This is a genomic window from Streptomyces sp. NPDC048751 (assembly GCF_043198595.1).
Lineage (GTDB): Bacteria > Actinomycetota > Actinomycetes > Streptomycetales > Streptomycetaceae > Streptomyces.
In genome coordinates, this window is the sequence record NZ_JBICUX010000008.1 from 247,863 (window position 1) to 261,305 (window position 13,443).

General features: G+C 71.7%; 13 protein-coding genes. 8 read left to right on the plus strand and 5 right to left on the minus strand.

Annotated features, from left to right (window positions below; genetic code table 11):
* Positions 1–55: 55 nt before the first annotated feature.
* The 3 genes from ACGFNV_RS25985 to ACGFNV_RS25995 all read left to right on the plus strand — a co-directional run bounded on the left by ACGFNV_RS25985 (position 56) and on the right by ACGFNV_RS25995 (position 3,297).
* A complete protein-coding gene (locus tag ACGFNV_RS25985; RefSeq protein ID WP_393625391.1) occupies positions 56–1,126 on the plus strand; it encodes a PP2C family protein-serine/threonine phosphatase in 1,071 nt (356 codons plus the stop codon).
* 221 nt (positions 1,127–1,347) lie between these two features.
* Entirely contained in the window at positions 1,348–2,688 is a 1,341-nt protein-coding gene (locus tag ACGFNV_RS25990) for a transcriptional regulator (protein ID WP_393625392.1), read from the plus strand.
* Between the two features lie 63 nt (positions 2,689–2,751).
* Positions 2,752–3,297 carry an NUDIX hydrolase gene (locus ACGFNV_RS25995; protein WP_393625393.1) on the plus strand — a complete coding sequence of 182 codons (546 nt, stop codon included), beginning with the start codon at positions 2,752–2,754 and terminating at the stop codon, positions 3,295–3,297.
* Between the two features lie 40 nt (positions 3,298–3,337).
* On the opposite strand, the gene ACGFNV_RS26000 is transcribed toward ACGFNV_RS25995, so the two are convergent.
* Both ACGFNV_RS26000 and ACGFNV_RS26005 read right to left on the minus strand, forming a co-directional pair.
* A complete protein-coding gene (locus ACGFNV_RS26000) occupies positions 3,338–3,595 on the minus strand; it encodes a hypothetical protein (protein WP_393625394.1) in 258 nt (85 codons plus the stop codon).
* A gap of 183 nt (positions 3,596–3,778) precedes the next feature.
* Positions 3,779–4,654, minus strand: coding sequence for a 3-hydroxybutyryl-CoA dehydrogenase (locus ACGFNV_RS26005; protein WP_393625395.1), 876 nt, complete (start codon positions 4,652–4,654; stop codon positions 3,779–3,781).
* A 172-nt stretch (positions 4,655–4,826) separates the two neighbouring features.
* Here ACGFNV_RS26005 and ACGFNV_RS26010 point away from each other — a divergent pair, with 172 nt between their 5' ends.
* The gene (locus ACGFNV_RS26010; RefSeq protein WP_393625396.1) at positions 4,827–6,041 is read left to right on the plus strand and encodes a glycoside hydrolase family 10 protein; all 1,215 of its coding nucleotides are present in this window, start codon (positions 4,827–4,829) and stop codon (positions 6,039–6,041) included.
* Between the two features lie 182 nt (positions 6,042–6,223).
* Here ACGFNV_RS26010 and ACGFNV_RS26015 read toward each other — a convergent pair whose 3' ends face one another.
* Together ACGFNV_RS26015 and ACGFNV_RS26020 are read right to left on the minus strand one after the other, a co-directional pair.
* A complete protein-coding gene (locus ACGFNV_RS26015; protein ID WP_393625397.1) occupies positions 6,224–6,430 on the minus strand; it encodes a DUF1918 domain-containing protein in 207 nt (68 codons plus the stop codon).
* A 90-nt stretch (positions 6,431–6,520) separates the two neighbouring features.
* The gene (locus ACGFNV_RS26020) at positions 6,521–7,486 is read right to left on the minus strand and encodes a DMT family transporter (protein ID WP_393625398.1); all 966 of its coding nucleotides are present in this window, start codon (positions 7,484–7,486) and stop codon (positions 6,521–6,523) included.
* On the opposite strand from ACGFNV_RS26020, the gene ACGFNV_RS26025 reads away from it, so the two are divergent.
* From ACGFNV_RS26025 to ACGFNV_RS26035, 3 genes are all read left to right on the plus strand, one after another.
* Complete coding sequence (locus tag ACGFNV_RS26025; RefSeq protein WP_393625399.1) at positions 7,485–8,954, plus strand: PLP-dependent aminotransferase family protein; 1,470 nt, start codon at positions 7,485–7,487, stop codon at positions 8,952–8,954. The two genes, ACGFNV_RS26020 and ACGFNV_RS26025, sit on opposite strands and share 2 nt — an antisense overlap.
* 26 nt (positions 8,955–8,980) lie before the next feature.
* Positions 8,981–9,418, plus strand: a complete 438-nt coding sequence (locus tag ACGFNV_RS26030) for a GNAT family N-acetyltransferase (RefSeq protein WP_393625400.1) — start codon at positions 8,981–8,983, stop codon at positions 9,416–9,418.
* Between the two features lie 104 nt (positions 9,419–9,522).
* Complete coding sequence (locus ACGFNV_RS26035) at positions 9,523–10,116, plus strand: histidine phosphatase family protein (protein WP_393625401.1); 594 nt, start codon at positions 9,523–9,525, stop codon at positions 10,114–10,116.
* Positions 10,117–10,161: 45 nt separating this feature from the next.
* Here the strand turns inward: ACGFNV_RS26035 and ACGFNV_RS26040 are convergent, their stop codons facing one another.
* Positions 10,162–10,626, minus strand: coding sequence for a DUF6314 family protein (locus tag ACGFNV_RS26040; RefSeq protein ID WP_393625402.1), 465 nt, complete (start codon positions 10,624–10,626; stop codon positions 10,162–10,164).
* A 135-nt stretch (positions 10,627–10,761) separates the two neighbouring features.
* On the opposite strand from ACGFNV_RS26040, the gene ACGFNV_RS26045 reads away from it, so the two are divergent.
* Entirely contained in the window at positions 10,762–13,251 is a 2,490-nt protein-coding gene (locus ACGFNV_RS26045; protein ID WP_393625403.1) for an alpha-L-arabinofuranosidase C-terminal domain-containing protein, read from the plus strand.
* Positions 13,252–13,443 lie beyond the last annotated feature (192 nt).

A 13,443-nucleotide genomic window follows, 5' to 3' on the forward strand; every position in this document is an offset into this window, starting at 1 on the left:
CCCTTCGGGGCCGGTCCGATCTGCGTTGTCAGGGCCTGACTGGGGGACCGTCGGCATGATCCGCATCAAGGCTGGGGTTCCCCGTGGAGTGCGGCCCTTCGTGTTCGGGCTGCCCCTCATGTGGGGCGCGCTGGCGATCACGTACAGGCTCGTGTGTCCGCTTGCCCGGCACGCCGACCTCGGGGCGCGGATCGTCACCACGACGGTGTTCTTCGCGCTCGGCACCGGACTGATCCTGCACGTCCGCCGGGCCCTGTTGCAGGAGCTCAGGCAGGCCCGCCGGGTCGCACGGGCCGCGCAGAACGCCCTGCTGCGGCCGTTGCCGCCCCGCGTGGGCGGACTGCACACCGCCGCCGCGCAGCTCTCCGCCGACCGTGGCGCCCGGGTCGGCGGCGACCTGTACGAGGTGATCGCCACCGAGCACGGCGTACGGGTGGTGATGGGCGACGTACGCGGGCACGGCCTCGCCGCTCTCGGCACCGTCGCCGCCGTGCTGGGCAGCTTCCGGGAGGCCGTGCACGACGAGCCCGAGCTCGGAGCCGTACTGCGCCGCCTCGACCGGGCCCTCGCCCGGCACCTGCGTGAGCGGGCGGGCGACGAGCACCCGGTCGTCGAGGAGTTCGTCACCGTCCTGCTGCTGGAGATCCGTCCGGACGGCGAACTGCTGTGTATCAACTGCGGTCACCCCTGGCCCTACCTGCTGACCGGCACCCGCGTCGTACCGCTCGCCGACGCGGACCCCCTCCCGCCCCTCGGCGCGTTCCCGCTGCCGCGCGAACTCCCCGCCGAGCCCGTCGGCCACCTGCTCCCCGGCGAGACCCTCGTCCTGCACACGGACGGTGCCGAGGACGCCCGGGACGCTCATGGCCGGTTCTTCTCCCTGCCGGACGCGATCGGGGAGGTGCTGTGCGGCGGCCCGGTCACACCGCAGACGATCCTGCGCACTGTCTTCGCGGCACTGCTGCGGCACACGAACGGCAGGCCCGGCGACGACGTCGCCCTGCTGGTGCTGTGCAACGACCCGCAGCAGCGCGCCCCTTCAGGGGCGCGGGGCGGTGACATCAGCGGCTCCGCCGCGCGGGCGCGAGCAACCGTCGCGCACCCGCACCCGACCAACCACCTCTGAACCTCCCCGGCACAGCCGACGCAGCAGATCCCAGCGCCGGGCCGCCGTACTGTACGAGGGGGAGCCGACGGCCCGGCCGGCCTCTTGCGAGGTATTTCAGTCAACCGGGTGGGAACTCTCCGCGACAGCGCGCACACAGCCCGGATTCGCGTACTCCGTTCACACCCCGTGTGAAGGCGCACGCACTACCCTGACGGCACCGAGCCACCCGGGGGGCACCCATGCAGCCCAACACCTTGCTCGACGCGATCCTGGACGAGGCCGGGATCTCGCACGCGGGGCTGGCGGCACACGTCAACCAGGCGGGCCGGGCACGCGGTCTCGCCCTGCGGTACGAACACACCGCCGTGGCACGGTGGTTGAAGGGCCAGCGGCCGCGGGGCCAGGTGCCCGACCTCATCTGCGAGGTGCTCGCCGGCCGGCTGCACCGGCCGGTCACGCTCGACGACATCGGCCTCGGCGTGCCGGGTGAGCCGTCCGCCCCGCACGGCACCTCGCTCTCCGGCTTCGTCGAGCGGGCCACCGCCCTGTGGCGCTCCGACGAGCAGCAGCGGCCGCACATACTCGGCGCGCCCGCCGTCACCGGCACCCCCGCGGTGATGCCGGTGTGGGAGTGGGAGAACCCGCCCGAGGACGTGGACGTCTCGCGCGGCGGCCGGCACCGGGTCACGTCGGCCGACCTGGAGATGCTGCGCGCCGCCCGCGCCCACTACGAGCAGATGTACCGCAAGGCCGGCGGCATAGCGACCCGCGCCCGCATCGTCGGCTTCCTCAACGCGGAGGCGGCCCCCTTGCTGCGCGGCAGCTACACCGACGCGACGGGCCGTCAACTCCACCGGGCCACGGGCGGCTTGGTGGCGATCGCGGGCATCTGCGCGTACGACTCCGACGCGCACGGTCTCGCGCAGCGCTACTTCCACCAGGCGCTGCGGCTCGCGAAGGCCAGCGGGGACCGGGGCCTCGGGGCGTACGTCATCGCGCTCCTCGTCAACCAGGCGCTGTTCATGCGGGAGTACCGGCAGGCCGTCGCGTTCGCCGAGGCCGCGCTGCGCACCGCCGGCAAGCACATCACGCCCGCGCTGGCCTCCGACCTGTACGCGATGCAGGCGAAGGCGTACGCCCACCTCGGCGACGGCACGAGCGCGCTGTCCTGCATCCGGCGGGCGGAGACGGCCGCCGGGAACATCCGGCGCGGCTACGAACCCGACGAGACCGGCTATGTCCAACCCGGTCTGGTCAACGTCCAGGTGGCGGAGGCGCTGCTCAGCCTCGGCGAGCTGGCGGCCGCCCGGGAGCACGCCGCGGCGGCCGTCGACAATCCGGCGCACGACCGGGGGCGGGTGCACCGGCTGGCCATGCTCAGCACGATCGAGCTGCGTCAGGGCAACGCCGACAAGGCGGTGGACACGGCGGTGCGGATGGCCGAGGCGGCCCGGGGTATGGAGTCCCAGCGCCTGCGGGACAGACTCAGGGCGGTGCGCGAGCACCTCGTCCGCAGCGGCGGCGCGGGCACGGCCGAGGCCGCCGAACTCATCGACGGGGCACTGCGCGTACCGCTGTAGCCATCGGACAGTCACAGTCCCTGCTGCGATATTGCCACTTACTCGACGGAAGGTGGCAGAACCGTGCAGTGGACGAAAGAGAACGAACAAACGGTGTATGCAAACCGCTGGTTCAGCGTCAACCTCGCGGACGTCGCACTACCGGACGGTCGGCACCTCGACCACTTCCTCATACGCATGCGGCCCGTCGCCGTGGCCACGGTCGTCAACGAGGCCAACGAGGTCCTCCTCCTGTGGCGCCACCGCTTCATCACGGACAGCTGGGGGTGGGAACTCGCGGCGGGCGTCGTCGAGGACGGCGAGGACATCGCCCGCGCGGCCGCCAGGGAACTCGAGGAGGAGACCGGCTGGCGACCGGGGCCCCTGCACCACCTCATGAGCGTGGAGCCGTCCAACGGCCTCACCGACGCCCGACACCACATCTACTGGTCGGACGAGGGCGAGTACGTCGGGCACCCCGTGGACGACTTCGAGTCGGACCGCCGGGAATGGGTCCCCCTCAAGCTCGTCCCCGACATGGTCGCCCGTGGGGAGGTCCCGGCCGCCAACATGGCGGCCGCGTTATTGCTGCTGCACCACCTCAGGCTCGGGCAGGACGCGAAACCCTGATTCCCCCGTGCGTCCCTCGGGGCCGGTGCTGCGGCGGGCACTAGCGTCCGAAGGCCTGCCAGACCGTCACCACCAGTGCTCCGACGGCCACCAAGGCCGCGAGCGACGGCAGCGGCCATCGCGCGTGTTCCAACGTGACGATGCGGGTGCTCAGTTCGTCCAGTTCCTTGGCGGCCTCTTCGGTGCGGTGGGACAGCAGGGCCAGCCCTCCCTCGACACGGGCGTACGCCACGTCGAGGCGGCGACGTAACTCCGCGAGTTCTCCAGGGGCCACGGGATGCTCGGGATCGGCGGTCACGTGTCCACTCCTTTCCGTAGTCGTCTCACATCCCTTGCATGCGCATGATGAGTGAACTCGCCTGGTGGACGGGTGGGGAGAGTGTGCGAGGGGCATATGCGGGTCCGGAGCGCACACGGTGTGTGAATGGCGCGGGCCCGGCACTCCGCGGAGTGCCGGGCCCGTGGTCGTCACCGACCGTGGTCAGCCGTAGGTGTAGAAGCCGGAACCCGACTTCCGGCCCAGCCGCCCGGCGTCCACCATGCGCTGGAGCAGCGGGGGAGCGGCGTACAGCGGCTCCTTGTACTCCTCGTACATGGAGTGGGCCACCGAGGCGACCGTGTCGAGGCCGATCAGGTCCGACAGCTTCAGCGGACCCATCGGGTGGGCGCAGCCCATCTCCATGCCGTTGTCGATGTCCTCGCGGCTGGCGATGCCCGACTCGAACATCCGGATCGCGGAGAGCAGGTACGGGATCAGCAGCGCGTTGACCACGAAGCCCGAGCGGTCCTGGGCGCGGATGGCGTGCTTGCCGAGCAGCTTCTCGGTGAACAGCTGGGCCCGGCTGAGCGTGCCCTCGGAGGTGGTGAGCGCCGGGATCAGCTCGACGAGCTGCTGCACCGGGGCCGGGTTGAAGAAGTGGATGCCGATGACGTGGTCGGGCCGCGAGGTGGCCACCGCCAGCTTCACCAGCGGGATCGAGGAGGTGTTGGAGGCCAGGATGGCGTCCGGGCGCGTCACCACATGGTCGAGCACCTGGAAGATCTCGGTCTTGACCTGCTCGTTCTCGACGACGGCCTCGATCACCAGGTCCCGGTCGGCGAACTCGCCGAGGTCGGTGGTGAAGCCGAGGCGCGCCTGCGTCGAGTCCCGCTCCTCCTCGGTGATCTTGCCGCGCTCGGCGGCCTTGGCCAGGGAGTTGAACAGCCGGGTACGGCCGATCTCCAGGGCCTCGCCGGTGGTCTCGGCGACCTTCACGTCCAGTCCGGCGCGGGCGCACACCTCGGCGATGCCCGCGCCCATCTGACCGCAGCCCACCACTCCGACGCGTGCAATGTCTCCCGCTGGGATGCCCGTCACATCGTCCCTTTCGCTGCTGCTCTGTCGCTCTGGCAGTACCCCTGATTCGGTGCCTGCTCCGATCGTGCACGTTACCGCCAAGTACCGATGATCGATCGCCGGGGTACGGCATCCTGGGGCGCGGAGACGGTCCGTGACGGCACGGATCCACGGCGTGCGGAGTGTGTGGGGCATGGGGCGACCGACTCGGCGGGCTTTCGCGCTGGCCGCGATGTCGATGCTGGCGATGGGCTCGGCACCGGCGCCGGGACACCGGCGCGCGGCGACCGAGATGCGGGGGATGTGGCTGGCGACCGTGAACAACCGGGACTGGCCGTCCCGGCCCGGCCTGAGCGCCGCGCAGCAGCGCGCCGAGCTCCTCGGCCTGCTCGACGAGGCGGTCCGCGTCCGGCTCAACACCGTGATGTTCCAGGTGCGGCCCACCGCCGACGCGTTGTGGCCCTCGCCGTACGAGCCGTGGTCCCAGGTCCTCACGGGCACCCAGGGCGCGGACCCGGGCTGGGACCCGCTCGGCACGGCCGTGGCGGAGGCGCACGCGCGGGGCCTTCAGCTGCACGCCTGGTTCAACCCGTACCGCATCGCGCTGCACGCCGACCCGTCGAAGCTCGTCGCCTCCCACCCCGCCCGCAGGCACCCGGACTGGGTGGTCAGGTTCGGCGGGCGGCTCTACTACAACCCAGGGCTGCCCCAGGTCCGCGCCTTCGTGCAGGACGCGATGCTGGACGCCGTGCGGACCTATCCGGTGGACGCCGTGCACTTCGACGACTACTTCTACCCGTACCCCGTGGCGGGCCAGACCTTCGACGACGACGCGGCCTACGACGCCCACGGCGGCGCCTTCCCGAACCGGGCCGCCTGGCGGCGGGACAACATCGACCGGCTGGTGCGCGAGACCGCCGCCCGCATCGAGGCGATCCGGCCCGGCACGCAGTTCGGGATCAGCCCCTTCGGCGTGTGGCGCAACGCCTCCAGCGACCCGCGCGGCTCGGACACGCGGGCGCTCCAGTCGTACGACGACATCCACGCCGACACCCGCACGTGGGTGCGTGAGGGCTGGATCGACTACATCTGCCCGCAGTTGTACTGGCACCTGGGCTTCGCCGCCGCCGACTACGCGAAGCTCGTGCCCTGGTGGGCCGAGGTGGCGCGGGGCACGAAGACGAAGCTGTACGTCGGTGAGGCGCTGTACCGCGCGGGCGACCCGGCGCAGGCGGCGGCCTGGCAGGACCCGGCCGAGCTGTCCCGGCACCTCACGCTCGCCAAGGAGCACCCGGAGGTGCGGGGGCACGTCTTCTTCGCCGCCAAGGACGTCTCGGTGGACCGGATCGGCGCCATGGCCCGGGTGGTCGCCGACCACTACCGGCGGCCGGCGGGGCCACCCGGATGACGGTCGTCAGGCCCGCGGCTGGATTTTGGGGCCCAAGGCCCCGAGGCTGCGGCAGGTGCGCGCGCACGGCTTCGCGCCGCCCGGGACATGGCGGCGCGACCGGTCGGGGGTGATGGCGCGGGCGGTCGCCGACCACTACGAGCAGTCGGCGAATCCCCGGCGATGGCCCGAACGAGGCCGATTCAGCGGCCCATCGACGGGCCGGTCTCCCTGTGGCGGATCTCGGTGTCGGGGCCCGGCGAGCAGACGCCCACGTGCCCGTCCTCGAAGCGGACGCGGTACGGGGGGTTGCCCTCGTGGCCCATCACTTCGACGATCTCGCCGACCTTGTCGTGCTGACCGACCACCCTGCCGTGCTGGACAAGCTGGTCGCCCACGGTTGCTTGCATCTGGGGCCTCCTCACGCGAGCGGGAGCGGCGGTCCGTGGCTCTGAGTCTACGGCGGAGGGCGCCGGCGGAATGGGGGCCCGGGGGCCCGCTCAACCTCGCGCCCGCTGGGTGACCGCGATGCAGACCAGTACGGCAGCGGCCGTCACGGGGGCGGCCGCTGTCAGGTGCTCGCCCAGCAGCAGCACCGACCACACCAGTGTGAGCAGCGGCTGGGCCAACTGCAACTGGCTGGCCTTCGGGATGCCGATGGCCGCCATGCCCCGGTACCAGGCGACCAGTCCGAGGAACTGCGAACCTGCCGCCACCCACAGCAGCCCGGCCACGCTGTGCGCGGTGAGGTGCGCGGGCTGGTGGGCCAGCGCGAACGCGGCGGCGGGCACGGCCGGCGGCAGGCACAGCACCAGCGCCCAGCCGATCACCTGCCAGCCCGGCATGACCCGGGCCAGCCGGCCGCCCTCGGTATAACCGGCCGCGCACACCAGCAGGGCGCCGAACAGGTACAGGTCGGCCGTGGTGAGCGCGCCGCCGCTCTGCTGCACGGTGAACGCGAGCACCGCCGCGGCGCCCACGAGTGAGGCCACCCAGAAGGTGCGGGAGGGCCGGCTGCCGACGCGCAGGGCCGAGAACAGGGCGGTCGTCAGGGGCAGCAGGCCGACCACCACGGCGGCATGGGCCGTGGTCGAGGTCTCCAGGGCGAGCGTCGACAGCAGCGGGAAGCCCACGACCACTCCACCGGCGACGACCGCGAGCCCGGGCCAGTGCCGCCGAGCGGGCGGCGGAACCCGCAGGGCCAGCAGACAGGTCCCCGCGATCAAGGCCGCGAGGACGCTGCGCACGGCCACCAGCGCCCAGGGCCCGAACCCCTCCAGTCCCCAGGCGGTGGCGGGGAAGGTGAGCGAGAAGGCGACGACTCCGAGCCCGGCCTGAAGGACGCCGAGCCCGCGGTGCTCGCGGGTGGTGGGGCCGGGCGCCGTGCCCCGCGTGGTCCTCGGCGCTGTGTTCGGAGGGGTGACTGCTATCCGGGGCGGTTCAGTAGCGCTACTCTTTGCTTTCATGTATGAGCGTAGCAGTGTGGGTGAACTGGCGGATACGCTGCGGCGGGAGCTCGACCGCTACTCTCCCGGTGGAAAGCTCCCGTCGAGCCGGTCCCTGGTCGAGCGGTTCCGGGTGAGCCCGGTGACGGTGTCGCGGGCCCTCGCGCAGCTGGTCGCCGAGGGGCTGGTGGTCACACGGCCCGGCGCCGGCGCCTTCCGGGCCCCGCCCCGGGCGGCGAGGACTCCCGCGGGGGACACCTCCTGGCAGGAGGTCGCGCTCAGCGCGGACGGTGTCGGCGACCTCGTACCGCGCACCGTGGACGCCTCCGGCGTGACGGTCTCGCTCGCGGCCCCGCCGCCCGGGGTCGTCGAGTTCAACGGCGGCTATCTGCATCCCTCGTTGCAGCCCGAGCGGGCGCTGTCCGCGGCCCTGGCGCGGGCGGGACGGCGGCCCGGCGCCTGGGGACGGCCGCCGCTGGAAGGGCTGCCGGAGCTGCGCGAGTGGTTCGCGCGAGGCATCGGCGGCGCGGTGACCGCGGCGGAGGTACTGGTCACCGCGGGCGGCCAGTCGGCCCTGACGACGGCCCTCCGGGCGGTCGCACCGCCCGGCGCGCCCGTGCTCGTGGAATCGCCCACGTACCCCGGCATGCTGGCGATCGCCCGGTCCGCGGGCCTGCGTCCGGTGCCCGTGCCGGTCGACGCGGACGGCGTACGGCCCGCGCTGCTCGCCGACGCGTTCCGGGCGACCGGCGCCCGGGTCTTCGTCTGCCAGCCGCTCTTCCAGAACCCGACGGGCGCCGTCCTCGCCCCCGACCGGCGAGGTGAGGTACTGCGGATCGCACGGGAGGCGGGAGCGTTCGTCGTCGAGGACGACTACGTGCGGCGGCTCGTGCACGAGGACGCCGGGCAGCTGCCGCGTCCGCTCGCCGCCGACGACCCCGACGGAGTCGTCGTGCACGTCGGCTCCCTCACCAAGGCGACCTCGCCCAGCTTCCGGGTCAGCGCCCTGGCCGCGCGCGGTCCGGTCCTGGAGCGGCTGCGCGCCATCCAGGTCGTCGACACCTTCTTCGTCCCCCGCCCGCTCCAGGAGGCGGCACTCGAACTGGTCGGCTCACCGGCCTGGCCCCGCCATCTCCGGGCACTGGCCGCCGAGTTGAAGGGCCGCCGCGACGCCATGACGACCGCTCTGCGCCTGGACCTCCCCGAACTCGCCGTCCCGCACGTCCCGTCCGGCGGCTACCACCTGTGGGTGCGCCTGCCTGACGGTACGGACGAGGCGGCCCTCACGGCGGCCGCCCTCCGCGCGGGCGTGGCGGTCACCCCGGGCCGCCCCTACTTCAGCGCCGAACCCCCGGCGGGACACGTCCGCCTGAGCTTCGCGGCGGTCGCGGGCACGGGGGAGATCACGGAGGGCGTACGACGGCTGCGTACCGCCTGCGACGAGGTGCTGCCCGGGAACCGTTCGGCATCCGGAATCCGTTCGACTTGAGGCTTCACCGCTGTCAGGATCCCGCCATGACCGACATCCCCGGCCTCGCAGACGGCTACGAGATCTCCACCGACCCCGACCGCATCGACGTCGAGCGGGTGCATCGCTGGCTGTCGACCGACGCGTACTGGGCGATCGGGCGGGCGCGGGAGAAGCAGGAGCGGGCGATCGCCGGATCGCTCAACTTCGCGGTGTTCGACACGGCTTCGGGCGAGCAGGTCGCGTATGCGCGGGTGGTGACCGACCAGGCCACCTTCGCCTGGCTGTGCGATGTCTATGTCGATCCGTCCGTGCGGGGCAAGGGGATAGGCACGGCGATGGTCGCGGCCGTGCGCGCCCACCTGACGCCGTACGGGCTGCGGCGCGTCCTGCTCGCCACGGCGGACGCGCACGACGTCTACGAGAAGGTGGGCTTCCGGCCGCTCGTCGAGCCCGACCGGTGGATGGCGCTCGTTTTCGACTGACTTGCCCGGGCGCGTCCGGACATTTCAGCGTGGTTCGACGCAGGCCCGATAACTGGCCCGTAACGCCTCTTGACCTGCGTACTTCGGCGGCTCACCATCGCCGCATGGCGCTTCGGGTCACGTTCGTCGCAGCCGCGCGCAGCTCCCCGCTGCTCGCGGAACGTTTCGAGGACGACCGGCCGTTGGACCAGGCCGGATGGGACGAGGTGCAGCATGTCGCCGGTGGCCTGCTGCTCCTCGCGGTCGCCGAGCTGCGCTACTGCTCGCCGACACCGCGCAGCCGCGCCACCGGCGACGCCCTCGGGTACGCGCCGCTCGTGCAACCGGCCCTGCGGGACTGTGACATGGGCCGCTGGCGCGGGCTGACGCTCGGCGAGGCGATGGCCCGGGAGCCCGGGGCGGTGGACGCCTGGCTCGCCGACCCCCGCGCCACCCCGCACGGCGGCGAGTCACTGCTGGGCTTCATCGCCCGGGTCGGCGGCTGGCTCGACACCCGGCCCATCGAGGACGGCGGCCGTGTCGTCGCCGTGGCGGAACCCTCGGTGATCCGGGCCGCGCTGGTGTACGCCCTCAAGGCGCCGCCGTCGTCGTACTGGAACATCGACGTCCGTCCCCTCTCGACGACCACCGTCACGGGCCGGGCGGGCCGCTGGAACCTCCGCTTCGACGGGGCGTCCACGCAGCCGTCCCGCGCGTAGCCGTCCCGTGCGTAGCCGTCCCATGACCAGCCGGAGAGCGTCCATTCAGCCCTCGCGCGCGTAGTCCGTCGTCAGGACGAGGTTTTTCGCCGGGCCGCCCACCCGCCAGAGCGACCGCCAGTGGTCCGCGTCCCGGACGGTGAACTCGCCCCGGTAGAGGTCGGCGGCGCAGGGGTGGTCGGTGACGTGCCGCCCGGACGTCAGGTCCAGGTCGTGGAAGGGGCGCCCGTCGGCGAAGCGGACGTCCGCGGTGCCGCGCGTGGGGCCCGGCAGGAAGCGCAGGGTGCGCTCGGCGGGGCGTGCCACGCCCTGCCAGACGAAGGTGCCGTGCTCCTGGTGCCGTAGACCTCCTGATCCGCCCGGACCGCCCTCGTCGTCGAGCGGGCTGAAAACGGTCGTCCCCTCGAATCGGCCCGCGTCCCCGCTCGCGAGATCCCGCACCGATCGTGTCACCCGCCAACTCCCGGCGAGGTACCTCAAAACGTCGGGCACTGGCCAGAACTCGCCCATCTCGCACTGCCCTTCGTCACATCCGTTGCTCCGCGACCCATTGACGCACTCCCGTCCCCTCCCTATCTTGCCGTTCGAAGTGCTGATCAAGGTCCGATATTTCGAACAGCGACCCAACTGAGCCGCGGAGTATCCATGTCACGCAGCACCACCCCCACCCGCTGGAGACTCGGTCTCACCGCGACGGCCGTCCTGGCGGCCGCCGCCCTCGTCCCGGTCCCCGCACACGCCGAGACGACCACCGACTACGCGATCAAGGTCGACCCCACCGCCAAGGGCGCGAAGATCGACGACACGATGTACGGCGTCTTCTTCGAGGACATCAACCGCGCCGCCGACGGCGGTCTCTACGCCGAACTCGTGCAGAACCGATCCTTCGAGTACTCCACCGTCGACAACAAGTCGTACACCCCGCTGACCTCCTGGACGGTCGACGGCACCGCGCAGGTCGTGAACGACGACGGCCGCCTCAACGCCCGCAACCGCTCCTACCTCTCCCTGGGCGCCGCCTCGTCCGTCACCAACGCGGGGTACAACACCGGCATCCATGTCGAGCAGGGCAAGAGGTACGACTTCTCGGTGTGGGCGCGCGCCGCGAGCGGCACTGCCCTCACGGTCTCCTTGCAGGACGCCGACGGCACCCTGGCCACGGCCCGCCGGGTGGCCGTGCGCACGGGCGGCTGGGCGAAGTACAAGGCGACCCTCACCGCCACCCGCACCAGCAGCAACGGCCGTCTGACCGTCGCCTCCTCCGCCGCGACCGCCCTCGACATGGTGTCCCTGTTCCCCCGCGACACCTACAGGAACGAGCCCAACGGCCTGCGCAAGGACCTCGCCGAGAAGATCGCCGCCCTGCACCCGGGCTTCGTTCGCTTCCCCGGCGGCTGCCTGGTCAACACCGGCTCCATGCAGGACTACAGCGAGGCCTCCGGCTGGCAACGCGCCCGGTCCTACCAGTGGAAGGACACCATCGGGCCGGTCGAACAGCGCGCCACCAACTCCAACTTCTGGGGCTACAACCAGAGTTACGGCCTCGGCTACTACGAGTACTTCCGTCTCTCCGAGGACATCGGCGCGATGCCGCTGCCCGTCGTGCCGGCGCTGGTCACCGGCTGCGGCCAGAACAAGGCCGTCGACGACGACGCGCTGCTCAAGCGGCACATCCAGGACACCCTCGACCTCATCGAGTTCGCCAACGGCCCGGTGACGTCGACATGGGGCAAGAAGCGCGCCCGGATGGGGCATCCCAAGCCGTTCCACCTCACCCACATCGAGGTCGGCAACGAGGAGAACCTGCCAGAGGAGTTCTTCGCCCGCTTCAAGCAGTTCCGGGCGGCCATCGAGGCCAAGTACCCGAACATCACGGTCATCTCCAACTCCGGTCCGGACGACGCCGGTTCGACCTTCGACACGGCCTGGCAGCTCAACCGGGACGCCAAGGTCGACATGGTCGACGAGCACTACTACAACAGCCCGCAGTGGTTCCTCCAGAACAACAACCGCTACGACTCCTACGACCGCGGCGGCCCCAAGGTCTTCCTCGGCGAGTACGCCTCCCAGGGCAACGCCTTCAAGAACGGCCTCTCCGAAGCCGCGTTCATGACCGGTCTGGAGCGCAACGCGGACGTCGTCAAACTCGCCTCCTACGCCCCGCTGTTCGCCAACGAGGACTACGTGCAGTGGCGCCCGGACCTGGTGTGGTTCAACAACCACGCCTCCTGGAACTCGGCCAACTACGAGGTCCAGAAGCTGTTCATGAACAACGTCGGCGACCGGGTGGTGCCGTCGACGGCCACGGGAACGCCGGCTCTGCAGGGCCCGATCACGGGTGCGGTCGGCCTCTCCACCTGGGCGACCAGCGCGGCGTACGACGACGTGAAGGTGACGGACGCGGACGGCAGGACGCTGCTCGCCGACGACTTCTCCGGTGACGCCTCGCGGTGGAGCCACACCGGTGGGGGCAGCTGGAGCGTCCAGGACGGCCAGTACGTCCAGAGCGACGCGGCCGCCGAGAACACGATGGTCTCCGCCGGTGACGTGAACTGGCACGACTACGACGTGCACGTGAAGGCCACCAAGAAGTCCGGCAAGGAGGGCTTCCTCGTCGCCTTCGGCGTCAAGGACACCGGGAACTACTACTGGTGGAACCTGGGAGGCTGGAACAACACCCAGAGCGCGGTCGAGCAGGCCGTGGACGGTGGCAAGTCGACGCTCATCTCCAAGGCGGGGTCGGTCGAGACGGGCCGGGCCTACGACATCGACATCAAGGTGCGCGGCCGCCAGGTGACGCTCTACCTCGACGGCAAGGAGTGGGGCAGCTTCACCGACGACAAGTCGGCCGAGCCGTTCCGCCAGGTCGTCACGCGCGACGCGAAGACCGGTGACCTGATCGTCAAGGTCGTCAACGCCCAGCCCAACGCCGCGCGTACGGCCGTCGCCCTCGGCGGCGCGAAGGTGTCCTCCAAGGCCAGGGTGACCACGCTGGCCGCCGCGCCGGACGCGGTGAACAGCGAGACGCAGACTCCGGTCACGCCGGTGACGTCCACGTTCACCGGGGTCGCGGACAAGTTCACGTACACCTTCCCGGCGAACTCGATCACCTTCCTCCGCCTCAAGCAGAGGTAGCCGGAGCGGCCGGGCGGGCCCGGGTGTGTGTTCCCCGGGCCCGCTCGGCGTCGATTCCCTCCGTCACGCCGGGTGCCTGTGCCAGTGCCGGATTGGCGGTGTCTCCACGCCCGTACCGGGGGCGAGGCAGGGCGGGGCGGGTTTCGCTCGCCCGCGCCGGCGAGGAGCACCCGGAGCCCGGCGAGGGCACGG

Coding starts and splice junctions, on each gene's coding strand:
- ACGFNV_RS26040 (WP_393625402.1), bottom strand. CDS start 10,626: ATGGGCGAGTTCTGGCCAGTGCCCGACGTTTTGAGGTACCTCGCCGGG.
- ACGFNV_RS26020 (WP_393625398.1), bottom strand. CDS start 7,486: ATGAAAGCAAAGAGTAGCGCTACTGAACCGCCCCGGATAGCAGTCACC.
- ACGFNV_RS26025 (WP_393625399.1), top strand. CDS start 7,485: ATGTATGAGCGTAGCAGTGTGGGTGAACTGGCGGATACGCTGCGGCGG.
- ACGFNV_RS26035 (WP_393625401.1), top strand. CDS start 9,523: ATGGCGCTTCGGGTCACGTTCGTCGCAGCCGCGCGCAGCTCCCCGCTG.
- ACGFNV_RS25990 (WP_393625392.1), top strand. CDS start 1,348: ATGCAGCCCAACACCTTGCTCGACGCGATCCTGGACGAGGCCGGGATC.
- ACGFNV_RS26010 (WP_393625396.1), top strand. CDS start 4,827: ATGGGGCGACCGACTCGGCGGGCTTTCGCGCTGGCCGCGATGTCGATG.
- ACGFNV_RS26045 (WP_393625403.1), top strand. CDS start 10,762: ATGTCACGCAGCACCACCCCCACCCGCTGGAGACTCGGTCTCACCGCG.
- ACGFNV_RS25985 (WP_393625391.1), top strand. CDS start 56: ATGATCCGCATCAAGGCTGGGGTTCCCCGTGGAGTGCGGCCCTTCGTG.
- ACGFNV_RS26030 (WP_393625400.1), top strand. CDS start 8,981: ATGACCGACATCCCCGGCCTCGCAGACGGCTACGAGATCTCCACCGAC.
- ACGFNV_RS26015 (WP_393625397.1), bottom strand. CDS start 6,430: ATGCAAGCAACCGTGGGCGACCAGCTTGTCCAGCACGGCAGGGTGGTC.